Here is a 20,669-nt window from a genome sequence, read left to right as displayed (position 1 = left end):
GTTAGTTTGAATTTGGTTTTGCTTCACCAAACAGTCCATGCAAATAGCGCTCAAGCGCAATCCGTGAACTAAAGCCGTGCGGTATGCCGTAATGTTCGTGAATTTCTCCGCCTAAATAAAGCGGGAACTGATGATAATGATCGCAGGTTTTAATTTCCGAAGCGGGTTCAGCCAGTGAAGAACTGCGTTCTTTTAGCGTCGGATGAATCACTAATGCGGTACGCCCCATACGCGCTTCACGATTAACGTACACATAATTTTCGCCACGTCGATAACCGTATGCTTTCTGTGTTACCACATCTACGGTAAAACCCACTTTTTCAAGTACGCGCGCCACCTCATCGGGTCGTAAATACATATTTTATCCTCGTTATCCTTTACTGCGGGCTTACCTTACCCGATCCAGCATTAGCAACGCTTTCAGAAAAATCCATAAACTCGCGAATATACCGTGACGCGCCTCAGAAGATAAAAAATATGGACTACACTGAAGTTCACATCGAAATCAATGGAGGATCATATGCTTAACCGACCGAGCCGAAAAGACGCCGATGAAAATGTTCAGGATATTCAGAACGATGTCAGTCAATTAGCCGATACCCTTGAAGACGTGCTGAAATCATGGGGAAGCGATGCCAAAGATGAAGCGGAATCCGCGCGGCGCAAAGCGCAGGCATTGCTGAAAGAAACCCGTGCCCGTATGCATGGCCGCACGCGAGTAGAACAGGCGGCGCGTGATGCCGTAGGATGTGCGGATACCTTTGTGCGAGAAAAACCCTGGTGCAGCATGGGGACAGCCGCCGCTGTCGGCATCGTTGTCGGGGCGCTGTTAAGTTTACGCCGTTAACGGGGAATCTTGCCGGATGCGACGCAGAGCGTCTTATCCGGCCGACGGCGTGTCGGTTATGGCTTCCCGAAGCTGACGTGCGACCTGTTTTGCCATTTCCGCTGAAGTGATGTTGGTAAACGACAGCAGCAGTCCTCCCCTTCCTTCTGACTGAAGCCGCCAGCGGCTCAATGCCTGCACCGCTAATCCGGCCTGATTGGCTTTCGCCGTCAGCAACCGGTCATCAGCATCCACCGCAACCACCAGCTGAATGCCGCCTTCCTGCGGGACAACGGCGAATCCCTGCTCACGCAGCGCCTCTTCCATCCAAAGCCGTCGCCTGGCGTAATGCTGGCGCATCTTTTTCAAATGCCGCCAGAAATGACCATCGCGGATAAAATCCGCCAGCGTCTGCTGCCACAGTACCGGCACGCTACAGGCCATCAGCCCCGCCAGCTGACGAAAACGCGCCACCTGATTAAGCGGAACCACCAGCCATGCGGTACGCAGCGCCGGAAACAGCGACTTGCTAAACGTTCCGGCATAGATCACCCGCTGCGGCGCATCGAGGCTTTTCAGCGGCGGAAGCGGCTTGCCGTGGTAACGAAATTCACTGTCATAATCGTCTTCGATAATCCATGCCTGCGCGCTCGCCGCCCATTCAAGTAACTGGCGGCGACGGGTTAAAGAGAGCGCCACGCCGAGCGGGCTTTGGTGGGCCGGCGTTAGCAACACAAAACGCGCCTGCGGGTAATCGTGAATACCTGCCGCCACATTCAGTCCATGATCATCGACCGGAACCGGCATCAGCCCGACATTTTCCTGGGCAATCACCGGGCGAATAAGGGGAAACCCGGGATCTTCAACCCACATGCCTTCTCCAGGTTTCGCCAGTGCGCGCAGGATAAGGGTCATTGAGGACGCATAGCCGGAAGTGATAACCACCTGTTCCGGCAGGCATTCAATACTGCGCGACACCCGCAGATAATCGACAATAGCTTCGCGCAAAACCGCTTCGCCGCAGACATCGCCCAACGCGAGATCAAAACGGGTCTGCGTACGCAGGCGACGCCCCATCACCCGCGCCCAAATCTCACGCGGGAAAAGATCCAGCGCAGGTAATCCCATTTGAAATGGATCGGGCGTCTGGCTTTCTCCGGCGAAAACGGCAGGCGTAGCGACCGTTTTTTCTGGACGTACATGCCCGCTGACAAACGTACCGGCCTGCCCGCGCCGCTCCAGCCAGCCTTGCGCCACCAGCTCGCCGTACGCGTTTTCGACCGTCGAGCGTGAAACGCCTAACTCTTGCGACCATGTCCGGCTGGACGGCAAACGCGCCCCGGCCTTGAGTTCGCCATGCTCAATGGCGTTTTTTAACTGACGGGCGATTTGCTGGTAGCGTGGCACAGGTGAACGATCCTTTATGGTCTGCTTTTTTCATAAAAATATGGCTCTCTTTAGCAGTCCATTATAGTGCTACATTGCTGACGTCTAAACGAGGAGAAGTATGATGACGACATTACGTCAGCCCTATTATGAACTTAGCCCTGAAGTCTATAGTGCGCTGGGCCAGGCCAAAAAAGCGTTGGAAAACAGCGCGCTGGACACCACGCTGATGGAACTGATTTATCTGCGTATCTCACAGATCAACGGTTGCGCATTTTGTCTGGAGATGCACAGCAAAGCCCTGCGTAAATCCGGCGTGGCGCAAAGCAAACTGGATGCGCTGGCCGGGTGGCGGGTAAGCCATCACTTCAGTGAACAGGAGCGTGCGGCGCTGGCCTGGGCGGAATCCGTCACGGATATCGCAAGAACGCATGCCGAAGATGACGCGTATCTGCCGCTACTCGAAAGTTTCAGCGCCCGTGAAATCAGCGATCTGACCTTCGCTATCAGTCTGATGAACTGCTTCAACCGACTGGCCGTTGGGATGCGGATGTAAACCCGCTATTGCCGGATGGCGGCGTAAACGCCTTATCCGGCCTACACCGTAGGCCCGATTAGCGTAAGCGCCATCGGGCGACGTTTAACCATACCCCCCCATTCCCGCTGAGCTAATCAGCAGAAGCAAATTAATCGATATTTCCCATATCTTGTGTGGTTGAAACTTTATTCATCTACATCTAGTATTCTCTCTATCAAGACACACACAACCCGACGCATATCATCGCGCCGTTCTCTCATTTTAAATGGAAATACGAATCATGCGCATTACTATTTACACTCGTAACGACTGTGTTCAGTGCCACGCCACCAAACGGGCGATGGAAAGCCGTGGATTTGACTTTGAGATGGTGAACGTCGATCTGGTTCCCGACGCGGCAGATACCCTGCGGGAAAAAGGTTTTCGCCAGCTGCCGGTGGTCATCGCGGGCGATACCAGTTGGTCAGGCTTCCGCCCGGATATGATCAACCGTCTGCATCCTGATGCGCGCGTGGCCAGCGCATGAGCCAACTCGTCTACTTTTCCAGCAGCTCCGAAAATACGCACCGCTTTATGCAGCGTCTGGGGCTGCCCGCTATTCGCATTCCGCTTAATGAACGCGAGCGAATCAGGGTAGACGAACCTTACATTCTGGTCGTCCCCTCTTACGGCGGCGGCGGTACGGCAGGCGCGGTTCCACGACAGGTGATCCGCTTTTTAAATGATGAACATAACCGGGCGTTAATTCGCGGCGTGATCGCCTCCGGCAACCGTAACTTTGGCGAGGCTTACGGTCGCGCTGGCGAGGTCATTTCACAAAAATGCGGCGTCCCCTGGCTGTACCGCTTTGAACTGATGGGAACGCAAAGCGACATCGACAACGTCCGAAAAGGAGTGAGCGAATTTTGGCAACGACAACCGCAGAACGTGTGAAGCAAGAAACGATGGATTATCACGCGCTGAATGCCATGCTGAATCTGTACGATAAAGCAGGCCATATTCAGTTCGATAAGGATCGGCAGGCGGTGGAGGTGTTCTTTGCCACCCATGTCCGCCCCAATTCCGTCTCCTTTGCCAGCCAGGACGAGCGCCTGGAGTATCTGCTTCGCGAAGGCTATTACGACGAAAGCGTTTTAACCCGCTACGATCGCGCTTTCGTGGTGAAGCTGTTTGCTCACGCCCACGCCAGCGGTTTTCGCTTCCAGACATTCCTTGGCGCGTGGAAATATTACACCAGCTATACGCTGAAAACGTTCGACGGCAAACGCTACCTTGAAGACTTTGAAGACCGGGTGACAATGGTGGCGCTGACGCTGGCGCAGGGCAATGAAGCGCTGGCGATGCAGCTTACCGATGAAATCCTCTCCGGGCGCTTTCAGCCGGCCACGCCGACCTTCTTAAACTGCGGCAAACAACAGCGCGGCGAGCTGGTCTCCTGCTTCCTGTTACGCATTGAAGACAATATGGAGTCCATTGGTCGGGCGGTTAACTCGGCGTTACAGCTTTCCAAGCGCGGCGGCGGCGTGGCGTTTTTGCTCTCGAATCTTCGTGAAGCGGGCGCGCCGATCAAGCGTATTGAGAACCAGTCCTCAGGCGTGATCCCGGTAATGAAGATGCTGGAAGACGCCTTTTCTTACGCCAATCAGTTAGGGGCGCGTCAGGGGGCGGGCGCCGTGTATCTGCACGCGCACCACCCGGATATCCTGCGTTTTCTCGACACGAAACGCGAAAACGCCGATGAAAAGATCCGCATTAAAACGCTGTCGCTGGGCGTGGTGATCCCGGACGTAACGTTCCGTCTGGCGAAAGAAAACGCGCAGATGGCGCTGTTCTCGCCTTACGATGTCGAACGCATTTACGGCAAACCGTTCGGAGATATCGCCATTAGCGAACGGTACGATGAGCTGCTCGCCGACGAACGCGTACGCAAGCAGTACATCAACGCGCGCGAATTTTTCCAGCGGCTCGCGGAAATCCAGTTTGAGTCAGGCTATCCCTACATCATGTACGAGGATACGGTAAACCGCGCGAATCCGATTGCCGGTCGCATCAACATGAGCAACCTGTGCTCGGAGATTTTGCAGGTCAACAGCGCCTCCACCTATGATGAAAATCTGGATTACGCGCAGACCGGGCATGATATCTCCTGCAACCTCGGTTCGCTGAACATCGCCCATACGATGGACTCCCCGAATTTTGGCCGCACGGTGGAAACGGCGATTCGCGGCCTGACGGCGGTGTCGGATATGAGCCATATCCGCAGCGTACCGTCAATTGAAGCCGGAAACGCCGCGTCACACGCGATTGGCCTGGGGCAGATGAACCTGCACGGTTATCTGGCGCGAGAAGGCATTGCCTACGGCAGCCCGGAGGCGTTGGATTTCACCAACCTCTATTTCTACACCGTGACCTGGCACGCGCTGAATACCTCAATGATGATGGCGCGTGAACGCGGTAAAACCTTCGCCGGATTCAAACAATCGCGCTATGCCAGCGGCGAGTATTTCGAACAATATTTGCAGGGCGACTGGCAGCCGAAAACCGACACGGTTCGTGCGCTCTTTGCCCGTAGCGGCATTACGCTTCCGGGCCGCGAAATGTGGGCGCGGTTGCGGGATGAGGTGATGCGCTACGGCATCTATAACCAGAATTTACAGGCGGTGCCGCCGACCGGTTCCATTTCCTATATCAACCACGCGACGTCAAGCATTCACCCGATCGTGTCGAAGATAGAGATCCGCAAAGAAGGAAAAACCGGACGCGTTTACTACCCGGCCCCGTTTATGACCAATGAGAACCTGGACATGTACCAGGACGCCTATGAAATCGGCCCGGAAAAAATCATTGATACCTATGCCGAAGCCACACGCCACGTTGATCAGGGACTGTCGCTGACGCTGTTCTTCCCGGATACCGCGACAACCCGCGATATCAACAAAGCCCAGATTTACGCGTGGCGAAAAGGGATCAAAACGCTGTATTACATCCGTCTGCGTCAGCTGGCGCTGGAAGGTACTGAAATAGAAGGCTGCGTATCATGCGCGCTATAAGGAGAGCAGGATGAAACTATCACGCGTGAGCGCCATCAACTGGAACAAGATTCAGGATGATAAAGACCTGGAAGTGTGGAACCGCCTGACCAGCAACTTCTGGCTGCCGGAAAAGGTGCCGCTTTCCAATGATATCCCCGCCTGGCAGACGCTGAGCGCCGCCGAGCAGCAGCTTACCATCCGCGTGTTTACCGGATTAACGCTGCTCGACACCATTCAGAATATCGCCGGGGCCCCCGCGTTGATGCAGGACGCGCTGACGCCGCATGAAGAGGCGGTGCTGTCAAACATCAGCTTTATGGAAGCGGTACATGCCCGCTCGTACAGCTCGATTTTCTCTACGCTTTGCCAGACGAAAGACGTAGACGCGGCCTATGCCTGGAGTGAGGAAAATGCGCCGCTGCAACGCAAGGCGCAGATTATCCTGCAACATTACACCGCCGACAATCCGCTGAAAAAGAAAATCGCCAGCGTATTCCTGGAATCTTTCCTGTTCTATTCCGGCTTCTGGCTGCCAATGTATTTTTCCAGCCGGGGCAAGCTGACCAACACCGCCGACCTGATTCGTCTGATTATTCGTGACGAAGCGGTACATGGGTATTACATCGGCTATAAATACCAAAAAGGGCTGGAGAAACTGTCGGAATCCGAACGCGACGAATTGAAGCATTTCGCCCTTGATTTGCTGATGGAACTTTATGACAACGAGTCTCGCTATACGGAAGAACTGTATGCCGAAACCGGTTGGGTGGCAGACGTTAACGCCTTTCTCTGTTACAACGCCAATAAAGCGTTGATGAACCTGGGCTACGAAGCGTTATTCCCCGCAGAAATGGCGGAGGTCAATCCTGCCATACTTGCTGCGCTGTCACCGAATGCGGATGAAAACCATGATTTCTTCTCCGGTTCAGGCTCCTCCTATGTGATGGGAAAAGCTATCGAAACCGAAGACGAAGACTGGAATTTTTGACGGCGATTATCGCGGTAAATATCGATCACACTTCCGCGATAATATTTTAACGGGATCACGTTTTTATCACACAATTATTTCTGTGTGATCTACACTCAATATCTGCCACATTATTCGCCTGAATTTCAGCAATTCAGGCGCATTTTCGGTGGTCGTTACAAAAAATATCGCTCTCCCCCCACTCCCCCTCAGCCCTTATATCATGGGAAATCCCGGCAAATGGCCTCCGGCAATATTTGTGTCTGAGGGAAATTCAGGGTTGTCTCAGATTCTCAGTATGTTAGGGTAGAAAAAGGTGACTATTTCTATCAGGTATCGTATCGACATAATAAATAACAGGAATCTTTCTATTGCATGGCAATTAAATTAGAAGTTAAGAATCTCTATAAGATATTTGGTGAGCATCCGCAGCGAGCTTTCAAATATATTGAAAAAGGACTTTCGAAAGAGCAAATTCTGGATAAAACAGGGCTATCGCTTGGCGTTAAAGACGCCAGTCTGGCCATTGAAGAAGGCGAGATTTTTGTCATCATGGGATTATCCGGTTCGGGTAAATCCACAATGGTACGCCTTCTCAATCGCCTGATTGAACCCACCCGCGGGCAAGTGCTGATCGACGGCGTTGATATTGCAAAAATATCTGACGCCGAACTTCGCGAGGTGCGCAGAAAGAAAATTGCGATGGTTTTCCAGTCATTTGCATTAATGCCGCACATGACCGTACTGGATAATACGGCATTCGGCATGGAATTAGCCGGCGTTGCCGCTGAAGAGCGCCGTGAAAAAGCGCTGGATGCCTTACGCCAGGTGGGGCTGGAGAATTATGCGCACGGCTACCCGGATGAACTCTCCGGCGGTATGCGTCAGCGTGTCGGTCTGGCCCGCGCATTAGCGATCAACCCTGACATTCTGTTAATGGATGAGGCCTTCTCGGCGCTCGATCCCTTAATTCGTACCGAGATGCAGGATGAGCTGGTAAAACTACAGGCAAAACATCAGCGTACCGTCGTTTTTATTTCCCACGATCTCGATGAAGCGATGCGTATTGGCGATCGTATTGCCATTATGCAAAACGGCGAAGTCGTTCAGGTGGGAACGCCAGATGAAATTCTGAATAACCCGGCGAATGATTATGTCCGCACCTTCTTCCGTGGGGTCGATATTAGCCAGGTGTTCAGCGCCAAAGATATTGCCCGCCGCAGCCCGGTGGGATTAATTCGTAAAACGCCAGGTTTTGGTCCGCGTTCCGCACTGAAATTATTGCAGGATGAAGACCGTGAATTTGGTTATGTGATTGAACGCGGTAATAAGTTTGTCGGCATTGTTTCCATCGACTCATTAAAAGCGGCATTAAGCCAGGCACAAGGTATTGAAGCAGCGCTTATTGACGAGTCACTGGCGGTGGATGCGCAAACACCTCTTAGCGAGTTGCTCTCTCATGTTGGCCAGGCGCCTTGTGCGGTGCCGGTTGTCGACGAGGAACAACAGTATGTCGGCATTATTTCAAAACGCATGCTGCTACAGGCTTTAGATCGCGAGGGGGCAAACAATGGCTGAACAAACTAATCCGTGGGATACCGCGCCAGCGGCGGATAGCGCCGCGCAATCCGCCGACGCCTGGGGAGCGCCTTCGGGCGCGCCTGCCGATGGCGGCGGCGCAGACTGGCTGACCAGCGCTCCCGCGCCTGCGCCAGAACATTTTAATATTATGGACCCGTTCCATAAGACGCTGATCCCGCTGGACAGCTGGGTCACTGAAGGGATCGACTGGGTCGTTACGCATTTCCGCCCCGTTTTCCAGGGCATCCGTGTACCGGTGGATTACATTCTCAATGGCTTCCAGCAGTTGTTGCTGGGTATGCCAGCTCCGGTGGCGATTATCATTTTCGCACTGATCGCCTGGCAGATCTCCGGCCTGGGGATGGGGGCCGCCACGCTGGTGTCCCTGATTGCCATCGGCGCGATTGGCGCCTGGTCACAGGCGATGATTACCCTGGCGCTGGTGCTGACCGCCCTGCTGTTCTGCGTGGTCATCGGTTTGCCGCTGGGGATATGGCTGGCGCGCAGTCCGCGTGCGGCGAAGATTGTCCGCCCGCTGCTGGATGCGATGCAAACGACGCCTGCGTTCGTCTATCTGGTGCCAATCGTGATGCTGTTCGGTATCGGTAACGTGCCGGGGGTGGTAGTGACCATTATCTTTGCCCTGCCGCCGATTGTGCGTCTGACCATTCTGGGGATTAACCAGGTTCCGGCAGATTTGATCGAAGCCTCACGCTCATTTGGCGCCAGTCCGCGTCAGATGCTGTTCAAAGTACAGCTACCGCTGGCCATGCCCACCATTATGGCGGGTGTTAACCAGACGCTCATGCTTGCCCTCTCCATGGTAGTGATCGCCTCTATGATTGCCGTCGGCGGGCTTGGTCAGATGGTGCTGCGTGGTATTGGCCGCCTCGACATGGGGCTGGCAACCGTCGGCGGGGTCGGTATTGTGATCCTCGCTATCATTCTGGACCGCCTGACCCAGGCCGTTGGTCGCGACTCGCGCAGCCGTGGCAACCGCCGCTGGTATACCACCGGTCCCGTTGGGCTTATCACTCGCCCTTTCGTTAAGTAATTCACCCGTTGCCCGGTGGCGCATTGCTTACCGGGCCTACAATTCATTAGCTTACACAAAATCGTTCAAGCTGCATCGCGGCGGCAAACGAATGTATCCCCAGGAGCGTACACGCAGTACGTGACCGGGGTGCATGAGTGCAGCCAACAAAGAGGCAGCTTGAAAGATGAAGTGTAATAAGGAACAACGATGCGACATAACATTCTATTTGCCACAGCGTTTGCCACCCTTGTCTCTACCAGCGCATTCGCTGCCGACCTGCCGGGCAAAGGCGTTACCGTACAGCCGGTGCAGAGCACCATCACCGAAGAAACCTTCCAGACGCTGCTGGTCAGCCGCGCGCTGGAGAAACTGGGTTATACCGTCAATAAGCCAAGCGAAGTTGATTACAACGTCGGTTACACCTCCATTGCCTCTGGCGATGCAACTTTTACCGCCGTGAACTGGCAGCCGCTGCATGATGATATGTACGCCGCTGCGGGCGGAGACAAAAAGTTCTATCGCGAGGGGGTATTCGTGACGGGCGCCGCGCAGGGTTATCTGATCGACAAGAAAACCGCTGAGCAGTACAAGATCACTAACCTCGCCCAGTTGAAAGACCCGAAAATCGCCAAAATCTTTGATACCAACGGCGACGGTAAAGCTGACATGATGGGTTGTTCGCCAGGCTGGGGTTGTGAAGCGGTGATTAACCACCAGAACAAAGCGTTCGATCTGGAAAAAACCGTCGACGTCAGCCACGGTAACTATGCCGCGATGATGGCCGACACCATCACCCGCTTCAAAGAAGGCAAGCCGATTCTGTACTACACCTGGACGCCGTACTGGGTGAGCGACGTGATGAAGCCGGGTAAAGATGTTGTCTGGTTACAGGTGCCGTTCTCTTCCCTGCCGGGCGAGCAGAAAGACATTGATACTAAACTGCCGAACGGCGCGAACTATGGCTTCCCGGTGAACACCATGCACATTGTCGCCAACAAAGCCTGGGCAGAGAAAAACCCGGCGGCGGCGAAGCTGTTCGCCATCATGAAGGTACCGCTGGCGGATATCAACGCGCAGAACGCGATGATGCATGAAGGCAAATCGTCCGAGGCCGATGTTCAGGGTCACGTTGACGGCTGGATCAAAGCCCACCAGCAGCAGTTTGACGGCTGGGTAAAAGAAGCGCTGGCCGCGCAGAAATAACCCACTCGTCGGCCTTAAAGCTGCGCGCCATCAGGCGCAGTAACCACACCAATGCCGGATGGTGGCGCGATGCGCCTTATCCGGCCTATACGCCCTACCTCAACCGCACAATCCATCACTCAACAAACCACTCACATTCATAAACATCCGCTATGATTGATACCCCAGGAAATCATATCTGACTCAAAATAATGACTAAATCCACTCACGGGCTTAGCCCGGCGCTGATTGTTTTAATGTCCGTGGCAACCGGTCTGGCCGTCGCCAGTAACTATTACGCCCAGCCGCTGCTCGACACCATCGCAAACAATTTCTCGCTTTCTGCCAGCTCGGCGGGCTTTATCGTTACCGCCGCTCAGTTGGGCTATGCCGCCGGATTGCTCTTTCTGGTGCCGCTGGGCGATATGTTCGAGCGCCGGACGCTCATCGTCTCCATGACGCTGCTGGCCGCAGGCGGCATGCTGATTACCGCCAGCAGTCAGTCGCTCGGCATGATGATTCTCGGCACGGCGCTCACCGGGCTGTTCTCCGTCGTGGCGCAAATCCTGGTGCCGCTGGCGGCGACGCTCGCCACGCCGGATAAGCGCGGCAAAGTGGTCGGCACCATCATGAGCGGCCTGCTGCTGGGGATTTTACTGGCGCGTACCGTTGCCGGATTGCTGGCGAATCTTGGCGGCTGGCGCACCGTCTTCTGGGTCGCTTCTGTGCTGATGGCGCTGATGGCCGTCGCGCTGTGGCGCGGTTTACCAAAGGTGAAATCAGAAACGCATCTTAACTATCCGCAGCTATTGGGTTCCGTGTTCAGCCTGTTTATCCACGACGGCCTCCTGCGCACCCGCGCGTTGTTAGGCTGCCTGACGTTCGCCAACTTCAGCATTCTCTGGACATCGATGGCCTTTTTACTGGCCGCGCCGCCGTTTAACTATTCCGAAGGGATGATTGGGCTGTTTGGTCTGGCGGGAGCCGCTGGCGCGCTGGGCGCACGTCCGGCGGGCGGTTTTGCCGATAAAGGGAAGTCCCATCTCACCACGACTTTCGGCCTGCTGTTGCTGTTGCTCTCCTGGCTGGCTATCTGGTACGGACACAGCTCGGTGCTGGCGCTGATTATTGGCATCCTGGTGCTGGATCTCACCGTGCAGGGCGTACACATCACCAATCAGACGGTGATTTACCGCGTCCACCCGGATGCGCGTAACCGGCTCACCGCCGGGTATATGACCAGCTACTTTATCGGCGGCGCCGCCGGTTCGTTGATTTCGGCATCGGCCTGGCAGCATGCCGGCTGGGCCGGCGTTTGTCTGGCCGGTACCACCGTCGCCGCGCTCAATCTGCTGGTCTGGTGGCGAGGTTTTCACCGACAAGAAGCCGCAAATTAAGCAGATGGCAAGCGTTTACCTTTGATTGAGCTCCCCAGGGTGTTAAGGCGTCCCCCACTCTGTTAAGGTTATATGATTCATTTATGCTGGTTATTTTAACATCGGTGACGAATCAGATAATCTTATGGAAAGCCCTGCACCCCAGTCTGAGCCCCGTCCGGCAACATTAACGGAAGGATTCAAAGACAGTTTACCGATAGTCATAAGTTATATTCCGGTGGCGTTTGCGTTTGGCCTTAACGCCACCCGTCTGGGCTTTACTCCCCTCGAAAGCGTTTTTTTCTCCTGCATTATTTACGCAGGCGCCAGCCAGTTCGTCATCACCACCATGCTCGCGGCGGGCAGCACATTATGGGTCGCCGCGCTGACCGTAATGGCGATGGACGTGCGCCATGTGCTGTACGGCCCTTCCCTGCGTAGTCGCATCAGTCAACGGCTCAGTAAACCTAAAACCGCCCTGTGGGCATTTGGCCTCACCGATGAAGTGTTTGCTGCCGCCACGGCCAAACTGGTGCGGGATAACCGTCGCTGGAGTGAAAACTGGATGATCGGCATCGCGTTCTGCTCCTGGGCCTCCTGGGTGCTCGGCACGGTCATTGGCGCATTTTCCGGGAGCGGATTGCTGAAAGGCTTCCCCGCCGTTGAGGCGGCATTAGGTTTTATGCTGCCAGCCCTGTTTATGAGCTTTTTGCTCGCCTCTTTTCAACGCAAACAAACGCTGTGCGTCACGGCGGCGTTAATCGGCGCGCTGGCAGGCGTCACGCTGTTTTCCATTCCTGCGGCTATCCTGGCGGGTATCGCCAGCGGGTGTCTGACCGCCTTGATCCAGTCGTTCTGGCAAGGAGCGCCCGATGAGTTATGAGGTTTTGCTGCTGGGGCTGCTGGTCGGCTGCGCCAATTATTGTTTTCGTTATTTACCGCTTCGTCTGCGAATGGGAAACACCCGCCCCGCCAGGCGCGGGGCAACGGGCGTGTTGCTCGACACCATTGGCATCGCGTCCATCTGCGCCCTGCTGGTGGTGTCTACGGCTCCCGAAGTGATGCACGACGCCAGCCGGTTCATTCCGACGCTGGTCGGGTTTGCCGTCCTGGGCGTCAGTTTCTACAAGACGCGCAGCATCATCATCCCAACGCTACTGAGCGCTCTGGGCTATGGACTCGCCTGGAAGATAGGGGTCATTTTATAACCCAAAAGAATCATTTTAAATTAATAATACATTTACTTTATTTGTCACTGTCGTTACTATATCGGCTGAAATTAATGAGGTCATGCCCAAATGGATAGTTCGTTTACGCCCATTGAACAAATGCTAAAATTTCGCGCCAGCCGCCACGAAGAGTTTCCTTACCAGGAGATCCTTCTGACCCGCCTTTGCATGCATATGCAAGGCAAACTGCTGGAAAACCGCAATAAGATGCTGAAAGCTCAAGGGATTAACGAGACGTTGTTTATGGCGTTGATTACGCTGGAGTCTCAGGAAAACCACAGTATTCAGCCATCTGAACTGAGTTGCGCGCTGGGCTCGTCCCGTACCAACGCAACACGTATCGCAGATGAGTTAGAGAAACGCGGCTGGATCGAACGTCGTGAAAGCGATAACGACCGTCGCTGCCTGCATCTGCAACTGACTGAGAAAGGTCACGCGTTTTTGCGCGAGGTGTTACCGCCTCAGCATCACTGCCTGCACCAGCTATGGTCCTCTCTCAGCACCGCCGAAAAAGATCAACTTGAGCACATCACTCGTAAGCTCCTGACGCGTCTCGATCAGATGGATCAGGATGGCGCCGTTCTTGAGGCGCTACGCTAACGCGTCGACACGCTCAATCATCCAGATTTATAAAAGAAAAAACTGACAGGCCAGCACGTCATACTGCTGGCCTTTCTGACAAAAACGTCGGCCCAGCCGATATGAAAAATAAGATCGTGGAGAACAACATGAGCGCAAATGCGGAGACTCAAACCCCGCAGCAACCGGTTAAGAAGAATGGCAAACGTAAAAGCGCGCTAATCCTTTTAACCTTGCTCTTTATCGCAATTGCCGTGGCATATGGGATTTATTGGTTTTTAGTACTGCGTCATATCGAAGAGACGGATGATGCGTACGTGGCAGGGAACCAGGTTCAAATCATGGCGCAGGTATCAGGCAGCGTGACGAAAGTCTGGGCTGATAACACTGACTTTGTAAAACAGGGCGACGTGCTGGTCACGCTCGACCAGACGGATGCCAGACAGGCATTCGAAAAAGCGAAAACGGCGCTGGCCTCCAGCGTTCGCCAGACGCACCAGTTGATGATCAATAGCAAGCAGCTCCAGGCCAGCATTGAAGTGCAGAAAACCGCACTGGCACAGGCGCAAAGCGACTTTAATCGTCGCGTGCCGCTGGGCAATGCGAACCTGATTGGTCGCGAAGAACTGCAACACGCGCGTGATGCCGTCGCCAGCGCGCAGGCGCAGCTGGATGTGGCAATTCAGCAATATAACGCAAACCAGGCGATGATCCTCGGCAGCAAGCTGGAAGATCAGCCTGCCGTGCAACAGGCGGCCACGGAAGTGCGCAACGCCTGGCTGGCGCTGGAGCGTACCAAAATCGTCAGCCCGATGACCGGCTACGTCTCCCGCCGCGCCGTACAGCCTGGCGCGCAGATTAGCCCGACCACGCCGCTGATGGCGGTCGTGCCTGCCACCAACCTGTGGGTGGACGCGAACTTCAAAGAGACGCAGCTAGCCCATATGCGTATCGGCCAACCGGCAACGGTCATCAGCGATATTTACGGCGATGACGTGAAATACACCGGTAAGGTTGTCGGCCTGGATATGGGGACAGGCAGCGCCTTCTCCCTGCTTCCGGCGCAAAACGCGACCGGCAACTGGATCAAGGTCGTGCAGCGCTTGCCTGTACGTATTGAACTGGATGCGCAGCAACTGGCGCAGCATCCGCTGCGTATCGGCTTATCAACCCTCGTCACCGTGGATACGTCGAACCGCGACGGGCAGGTGCTGGCAAGCCAGGTTCGTAGTACCCCGGTTTCTGAGAGTAACGCACGAGAAATTAATCTCGCTCCGGTCAATAAGCTGATCGAAGAGATTGTGCAGGCCAACGCGGGATAATCCTGAGGTGCGTGTAATGCAACAGCAAAAACCGCTGGAAGGCGCGCAGCTGGTCATTATGACGATTGCGCTGTCGCTGGCGACATTCATGCAGGTGCTGGACTCCACCATTGCTAACGTGGCGATCCCCACCATCGCCGGGAACCTTGGCTCATCGTTGAGCCAGGGGACATGGGTTATCACCTCATTCGGGGTGGCGAACGCGATCTCCATCCCGATTACCGGCTGGCTGGCGAAACGCGTCGGGGAAGTGAAGCTGTTCATGTGGTCAACCGTCGCCTTTGCCATTGCGTCATGGGCGTGCGGGGTCTCCAACAGTCTGAACATGCTGATCTTCTTCCGCGTGGTTCAGGGTGTCGTCGCAGGGCCGTTAATCCCGCTCTCACAGAGCCTGTTGCTGAATAACTATCCTCCCGCAAAACGTTCTATCGCGCTGGCGCTATGGTCGATGACGGTGATTGTCGCGCCGATCTGCGGCCCGATACTGGGCGGCTACATCAGCGATAACTATCACTGGGGCTGGATTTTCTTCATCAACGTGCCGATTGGGGTTGCGGTCGTGCTGATGACGCTGCAAACCCTGCGCGGTCGCGAGACTCGCACCGAGCAGCGGCGTATCGACGCTATCGGCCTGGCGCTGCTGGTGATTGGTATCGGCAGTCTACAGATCATGCTTGACCGCGGGAAAGAGCTGGACTGGTTCGCCTCGCAAGAGATTATCATCCTGACCGTGGTCGCCGTCATTGCCATCAGTTTCCTGATTGTCTGGGAGCTGACCGACGATAACCCAATCGTTGACCTCTCCTTGTTCAAGTCGCGTAACTTTACGATTGGCTGTTTGTGTATCAGTCTCGCCTATATGCTCTATTTCGGCGCGATTGTGTTGTTACCGCAGCTGTTGCAGGAGGTATACGGCTATACCGCGACGTGGGCCGGCCTGGCCTCAGCGCCGGTCGGGGTAATCCCGGTGATCCTGTCGCCGATTATCGGACGTTTCGCCCACAAGCTGGATATGCGCAGGCTGGTCACGTTCAGCTTTATCATGTATGCCGTCTGCTTTTACTGGCGTGCGTGGACGTTTGAACCGGGTATGGATTTCGGCGCATCGGCCTGGCCGCAGTTTATTCAGGGCTTCGCCGTAGCCTGCTTCTTTATGCCGCTCACCACCATCACGCTCTCCGGCTTGCCGCCTGAGCGTCTGGCGGCGGCGTCGAGTCTGTCTAACTTTACGCGAACGCTGGCGGGGTCAATTGGTACATCAATCACCACCACCATGTGGACCAACCGTGAAGCGATGCACCATTCGCAATTGACCGAGTCGGTGAATCCGTACAACCCCAATGCCCAGGCGATGTACGATCAGCTACAGGGGCTGGGGATGACTCAGCAGCAGGCGTCAGGCTGGATCGCCCAGCAGATTACCAATCAGGGGCTGATTATTTCCGCCAATGAGATCTTCTGGATGTCGGCCGGGATCTTCCTCGTGCTGCTTGGGCTGGTCTGGTTCGCCAAACCACCTTTCGGCGCGGGCGGCGGCGGTGGAGGCGCGCATTAATAAAAAAGCCAGTTCATGATGAACTGGCTTTTTTTTTGCCGGATGGCGGCTGCGCCTTATCCGGCCTACAGAACGCGCACATTGTAGGCCCGGTAAGCATTGCGCCACCGGGCATAACGCCGGATGGCGGCTGCGCCTTATCCGGCCTACAGAACACACGTTGTAGGCCCGGTAAGCATCGCGCCACCGGGCATAATGCCGGATGGCGGCTGCGTCTTATCCGGCCTACAGAACGCGCACATTGTAGGCCCGGTAAGCATCGCGCCACCGGGCATAATGCCGGATGGCGGCTGCGCCTTATCCGGCCTACAGAGCACGCACGTTGTAGGCCCGGTAAGCATCGCGCCACCGGGCATAATGCCGGATGGCGGCTGCGCCTTATCCGGCCTACAGAACGTACACATTGTAGGCCCGGTAAGCATCGCGCCACCGGGCATTGCATTCTACTAGATATGCAGTTCCTGCAATTTATCTTTCGGCAGGGCCAGCTCTTCGTTGCTGTTGATGCGAACGTCGTGTTCCAGAATATGACGTGCAATATCCTGCGCTTCGCTCAGAGAGTGCATCTGATACGTACCGCACTGATAAACGTTCAGCTCCGGGATCTGATTCTGCTCCTTCACTTTCAGCACGTCAGCCATCGCGGCTTTCCAGGCGTCTGCCACACGTTGTTCGTCAGGCGTACCGATCAGGCTCATGTAGAAACCGGTACGGCAGCCCATCGGGGAGATATCGATAATCTCAACGCCGTTGCCGTTCAGATGATTACGCATAAAGCCAGCGAACAGGTGCTCCAGCGTATGGATACCCTTCTCAGGCATCACTTCTTTATTCGGGATGCAGAAACGCAGGTCAAACACGGTAATGGTATCGCCATGCGGGGTGTTCATCGTTTTCGCGACCCGGACTGCTGGTGCTTCCATCCGGGTATGATCGACTGTGAAGCTATCTAACAACGGCATTTAGCCACCTCCGATAATATTTTTTAAAATAAACTGAACTCTTCGTTCCGGGGCGAGTCTGAGTATGTGAAAGACGCGCATTTGTTATCATCATCCCTGTTTTCAGAGATGAAATTTTGGCCACTCACGAGTGGCCTTTTTCTTTTCTGTCAGGCGTGCTTTTCCAGCCACGCATCAAACGGTTCGGTATCCGCCGCTTCAACCTCAAGCTGACGACGCGTTGACGCCTCACGCTCAGCAATGAAGTCCTCTTCACGCAAAATCTCCAGCGGTTCTTCGCGCAGCAGATTGCGATAAGCCTCGCCCAGCGCTTTGCCGGTGCCGCCAATCCCGGTATCAATCATCGAGCGCAGAATACGCGCTGAGAACGTCAGTTCCGGGTTGTCGAAACAGGCAACCAGTTCATCACATACCTTCTGATAATCCTCTCCCCCGTGGATGCTGTCCAGCGTTTGCGCCACACGTTTCAGGTCGCGGAACAGATCTTTACCCACTTTCGGCAGCGGGAACTGCGCGGTTTCACAGCCAATCCCTAACGTCAGCCCCGGTTTACGCCCTTCCAGAATCACCCGATTCCAGTTCGTGCGCGTACACAGCAGCTCGTCGCTGCTCATTTCCGGCGCATCGGCCAGTACGCACCAGACCATAAACAGATCCAGGAAACGCACCTGCTGCTCGTCCACGCCAATGGGCGAGAACGGGTTAATATCCAGCGAACGCACTTCGATATATTCAATCCCGCCGCGCAGAAGCGCATCTGACGGCGTTTCTCCGCTACGCGTCACGCGTTTAGGGCGGATCGGCGCATACAGCTCGTTCTCAATCTGTAGCACGTTGCTGTTGATTTGCAGGCGTTTACCGTCCTTCTCCAGACCGATCTCCGCATACTCCGTGGACGGCGTTTTGATCGCGCGCTTCAATCCTGCCACATATTCATGCAGATCGTTAAACGTAATTCCAAGATTGCTTTGCGACTTATTGGTATAACCCAGGTCGCTCAAACGCAGCGACGTTGCATACGGCAGGTAGTACATACCGCAGTCCGTTTTTTCAAACGGCAGCGTGGTGGGTTTGCCCTGCAAGAATGAGGAACAAATAGCCGGAGAGGCGCCAAACAGATACGGAATGACCCACCCAAAACGGTAATAGTTACGGATCAGGCGGAAATAGCCTGCGGAAATTTTCTCTTTCGCATCTTCCCCGTCCACGACGCCACACTTCGCCTGCCAGAATGCCATCGGCAGCGAAAAATTGTAGTGTACGCCGGAGATGGTTTGCATCAACGCGCCGTAACGGTTTTTCAACCCTTCCCGATAAAGCGTTTTCAAACGACCAATATTTGACGTACCGTACTGCGCCAGCTCAATATCCTGCCCTTCAGCAATATAGCAAGGCATACTCAGCGGCCACATTCGCTCATCACCCAAATTTCTGGCCGTATAGCGATGCAGATCGCGCATCAATGTGAGCATATGCTGAATATCGCCGTCTACCGGGGTAATAAACTCCAGCAGGGCTTCAGCAAAATCTGTCGTGACCCATTTGTGCGTCAGCGCCGAGCCTAACGCGTCAGGATGACCCGTGGTTGCCAGCGTGCCATCAGCGTTAACACGCAGCGTTTCGCGCTCCAGCCCGCGTTGAATCCCCTTTAGTGCCTGAGGATGCCTTTCCAGCCAGGTCAGAGCCTGTGATACGTCCGGGATCAAATTGACCTCCCGCCTGTCAAAATCGTTTTAATTAGCATAATTGTAATGGTGACGGTAAATGTCTATCCCACAATTAGTGCCACCACATAATGCCCTGAACCGTAGCGGCTGCGACGATAACGTAACGCAACGCTTTACCAAGGCATAAAAAAAAGAGCACTGGCCCCCACGAGATGCGCATCCATCCCGCTAACAGGCACAGCAAATCACCGATAACCGGCGCCCAGCTTAATAATAGTGTGACTGCACCGTAGCGCTTAAGCCAGCCAGTGGCTTTTTCCTGCCAGCGCGATGTTTTGCGCAACGGGAAAAAACGCCCAAGGATAACGTTAGTTAACCCTCCAAGGCTATTACCCATTGTTGCTGTTAAGACTAAGACCCAGGGATGACTTACCCCGGAGACTAACATGGCAACTAAAACAACTTCGGAATTACCGGGCAACAGCGTGGCGCTGAGAAAACTGCTGGCAAACAGTGACAGGAGCGACAGCCCGTCACTCACAATAGTCGAACGTCCACGGCATCCATTCCCGCCGCTCGTGCTGCCTGCAAGCCGAAATCCGCATCCTCAAACACGACGCATTGCGTCGGCACAACGCCCATACGCTCCGCACACAGCAGGAACGTGTCCGGTGCGGGTTTGTGGTGCAGAACATGATCCGCAGCGACAACTGCATCAAAATAACGACGCAGCCCCAGATGGGTCAATAGCGCTTCGGCAATTGCGCTTTCGCTGCCCGTTCCCACCGACAGAGGTCGACGGCCGTACCAGGCTTTAACCACCTCAACCAGCGGCAGAGGCTCTACGCTATCCAGCAACATGCTTTTCACTGCATCAGTTTTTTCTTGCGCCAGCGCATGAGGGTCAAGATCCGCGTGATTCAGTTCGATAATCGACTGCGCGATACGCCAGGTTGGAGAACCGTTAAGCGCCACCATCGCTTGCAGATCAAAGCGAAGACCATAGCGCCCTAATACCTCGTCCCACGCCTTACGGTGCGTCGGCTCGGTATCCAGGATGGTGCCATCCATATCAAAAATCAAACCCGCATAACGTTCGTACATCGTGTTCTCACAAACCAAATGACCAGATGTTACTTTATCGTAATTGACTGATTTTGTCGCTGACAGAGAAATGAGGATTGTTCAGGGTAGAGAGGTAATGGAGGTATTCAGGAGAAGATGGTGCATCCGGGAGGATTACTCGGCTGCGCCTCGCCCTACGGGCCGTTGCTGAAGCAACGTTATCCTCCCTGGTGCTTGCGATAGCTTCGCAGACCATGAAACAACAGCGTAACTGTTATACCGGGGAAGATGGTGCATCCGGGAGGATTCGAACCTCCGACCGCTCGGTTCGTAGCCGAGTACTCTATCCAGCTGAGCTACGGATGC

The 20,669-nt window shown here is 54.9% G+C and carries 21 protein-coding genes and 1 tRNA gene; 15 read left to right on the top strand and 7 right to left on the bottom strand.

Features of this window, described 5'->3' with window-relative positions:
- Position 1 precedes the first annotated feature (1 nt).
- Complete coding sequence (locus OGX80_RS15725) at positions 2-358, bottom strand: DUF2002 family protein (RefSeq protein ID WP_012134782.1); 357 nt, start codon at positions 356-358, stop codon at positions 2-4.
- Between the two features lie 162 nt (positions 359-520).
- Here OGX80_RS15725 and OGX80_RS15720 point away from each other — a divergent pair, with 162 nt between their 5' ends.
- A complete protein-coding gene (locus OGX80_RS15720) occupies positions 521-847 on the top strand; it encodes an ElaB/YgaM/YqjD family protein (RefSeq protein ID WP_115181243.1) in 327 nt (108 codons plus the stop codon).
- A 33-nt stretch (positions 848-880) separates the two neighbouring features.
- Here the strand turns inward: OGX80_RS15720 and pdxR are convergent, their stop codons facing one another.
- A complete protein-coding gene (gene pdxR, locus OGX80_RS15715) occupies positions 881-2,233 on the bottom strand; it encodes a MocR-like pyridoxine biosynthesis transcription factor PdxR (RefSeq protein ID WP_115181242.1) in 1,353 nt (450 codons plus the stop codon).
- Positions 2,234-2,336: 103 nt separating this feature from the next.
- Here pdxR and OGX80_RS15710 point away from each other — a divergent pair, with 103 nt between their 5' ends.
- The 14 genes from OGX80_RS15710 (at position 2,337) to emrB (ending at position 16,609) form a co-directional block, all read left to right on the top strand.
- Positions 2,337-2,768, top strand: a complete 432-nt coding sequence (locus OGX80_RS15710; protein ID WP_024130881.1) for a carboxymuconolactone decarboxylase family protein — start codon at positions 2,337-2,339, stop codon at positions 2,766-2,768.
- Between the two features lie 262 nt (positions 2,769-3,030).
- Positions 3,031-3,276 (top strand): glutaredoxin-like protein NrdH, encoded by a 246-nt coding sequence (gene nrdH / locus OGX80_RS15705; RefSeq protein WP_024130882.1) that lies wholly within the window; start codon positions 3,031-3,033, stop codon positions 3,274-3,276.
- Entirely contained in the window at positions 3,273-3,683 is a 411-nt protein-coding gene (nrdI, locus tag OGX80_RS15700) for a class Ib ribonucleoside-diphosphate reductase assembly flavoprotein NrdI (protein WP_012134787.1), read from the top strand. Before nrdH ends, nrdI begins: the two co-directional genes overlap by 4 nt.
- Entirely contained in the window at positions 3,656-5,800 is a 2,145-nt protein-coding gene (gene nrdE / locus OGX80_RS15695) for a class 1b ribonucleoside-diphosphate reductase subunit alpha (protein ID WP_110493910.1), read from the top strand. The genes nrdI and nrdE overlap by 28 nt, the downstream gene beginning before the upstream one ends.
- 10 nt (positions 5,801-5,810) lie before the next feature.
- Positions 5,811-6,770, top strand: a complete 960-nt coding sequence (gene nrdF / locus OGX80_RS15690; protein WP_012134789.1) for a class 1b ribonucleoside-diphosphate reductase subunit beta — start codon at positions 5,811-5,813, stop codon at positions 6,768-6,770.
- A 354-nt stretch (positions 6,771-7,124) separates the two neighbouring features.
- On the top strand, positions 7,125-8,327 hold the full coding sequence (proV, locus tag OGX80_RS15685; RefSeq protein WP_012134791.1) for a glycine betaine/L-proline ABC transporter ATP-binding protein ProV: 1,203 nt from the start codon (positions 7,125-7,127) through the stop codon (positions 8,325-8,327).
- The gene (gene proW, locus OGX80_RS15680) at positions 8,320-9,384 is read left to right on the top strand and encodes a glycine betaine/L-proline ABC transporter permease ProW (RefSeq protein WP_115181240.1); all 1,065 of its coding nucleotides are present in this window, start codon (positions 8,320-8,322) and stop codon (positions 9,382-9,384) included. The genes proV and proW overlap by 8 nt, the downstream gene beginning before the upstream one ends.
- 189 nt (positions 9,385-9,573) lie before the next feature.
- Positions 9,574-10,569, top strand: a complete 996-nt coding sequence (gene proX, locus OGX80_RS15675; RefSeq protein WP_012134793.1) for a glycine betaine/L-proline ABC transporter substrate-binding protein ProX — start codon at positions 9,574-9,576, stop codon at positions 10,567-10,569.
- Positions 10,570-10,760: 191 nt separating this feature from the next.
- A complete protein-coding gene (locus OGX80_RS15670) occupies positions 10,761-11,945 on the top strand; it encodes an MFS transporter (RefSeq protein ID WP_012134794.1) in 1,185 nt (394 codons plus the stop codon).
- Between the two features lie 124 nt (positions 11,946-12,069).
- A complete protein-coding gene (locus tag OGX80_RS15665; RefSeq protein WP_012134795.1) occupies positions 12,070-12,807 on the top strand; it encodes an AzlC family ABC transporter permease in 738 nt (245 codons plus the stop codon).
- Positions 12,797-13,132, top strand: a complete 336-nt coding sequence (gene ygaH, locus OGX80_RS15660) for an L-valine transporter subunit YgaH (protein WP_047461737.1) — start codon at positions 12,797-12,799, stop codon at positions 13,130-13,132. The genes OGX80_RS15665 and ygaH overlap by 11 nt, the downstream gene beginning before the upstream one ends.
- Positions 13,133-13,222: 90 nt before the next feature.
- Positions 13,223-13,753: a transcriptional repressor MprA gene (gene mprA / locus OGX80_RS15655; protein WP_012134797.1), complete on the top strand. Its 531-nt coding sequence runs from the start codon at positions 13,223-13,225 to the stop codon at positions 13,751-13,753.
- A gap of 128 nt (positions 13,754-13,881) precedes the next feature.
- Positions 13,882-15,054 carry a multidrug efflux MFS transporter periplasmic adaptor subunit EmrA gene (gene emrA / locus OGX80_RS15650; RefSeq protein ID WP_024130884.1) on the top strand — a complete coding sequence of 391 codons (1,173 nt, stop codon included), beginning with the start codon at positions 13,882-13,884 and terminating at the stop codon, positions 15,052-15,054.
- A gap of 16 nt (positions 15,055-15,070) precedes the next feature.
- Positions 15,071-16,609 carry a multidrug efflux MFS transporter permease subunit EmrB gene (emrB, locus tag OGX80_RS15645; protein WP_012134799.1) on the top strand — a complete coding sequence of 513 codons (1,539 nt, stop codon included), beginning with the start codon at positions 15,071-15,073 and terminating at the stop codon, positions 16,607-16,609.
- Between the two features lie 446 nt (positions 16,610-17,055).
- On the opposite strand, the gene luxS is transcribed toward emrB, so the two are convergent.
- The 5 genes from luxS to OGX80_RS15620 form a co-directional block, all read right to left on the bottom strand.
- Entirely contained in the window at positions 17,056-17,571 is a 516-nt protein-coding gene (gene luxS, locus OGX80_RS15640) for an S-ribosylhomocysteine lyase (RefSeq protein ID WP_012134800.1), read from the bottom strand.
- 149 nt (positions 17,572-17,720) lie between these two features.
- A complete protein-coding gene (gene gshA, locus OGX80_RS15635) occupies positions 17,721-19,277 on the bottom strand; it encodes a glutamate--cysteine ligase (RefSeq protein WP_012134801.1) in 1,557 nt (518 codons plus the stop codon).
- 73 nt (positions 19,278-19,350) lie between these two features.
- The gene (locus tag OGX80_RS15630) at positions 19,351-19,779 is read right to left on the bottom strand and encodes a YqaA family protein (RefSeq protein ID WP_012134802.1); all 429 of its coding nucleotides are present in this window, start codon (positions 19,777-19,779) and stop codon (positions 19,351-19,353) included.
- Positions 19,776-20,342, bottom strand: coding sequence for a fructose-1-phosphate/6-phosphogluconate phosphatase (gene yqaB, locus OGX80_RS15625; RefSeq protein ID WP_012134803.1), 567 nt, complete (start codon positions 20,340-20,342; stop codon positions 19,776-19,778). The genes OGX80_RS15630 and yqaB overlap by 4 nt, the downstream gene beginning before the upstream one ends.
- Positions 20,343-20,592: 250 nt before the next feature.
- Positions 20,593-20,669 (bottom strand) — tRNA-Arg (locus OGX80_RS15620).

Source organism: Citrobacter sp. CK194 (genome assembly GCF_030333395.1).
Taxonomy (GTDB): domain Bacteria; phylum Pseudomonadota; class Gammaproteobacteria; order Enterobacterales; family Enterobacteriaceae; genus Citrobacter_B; species Citrobacter_B koseri.
Note: the sequence above shows the minus strand (reverse complement) of the source record. Positions and strands in the feature narration are given on the sequence as shown.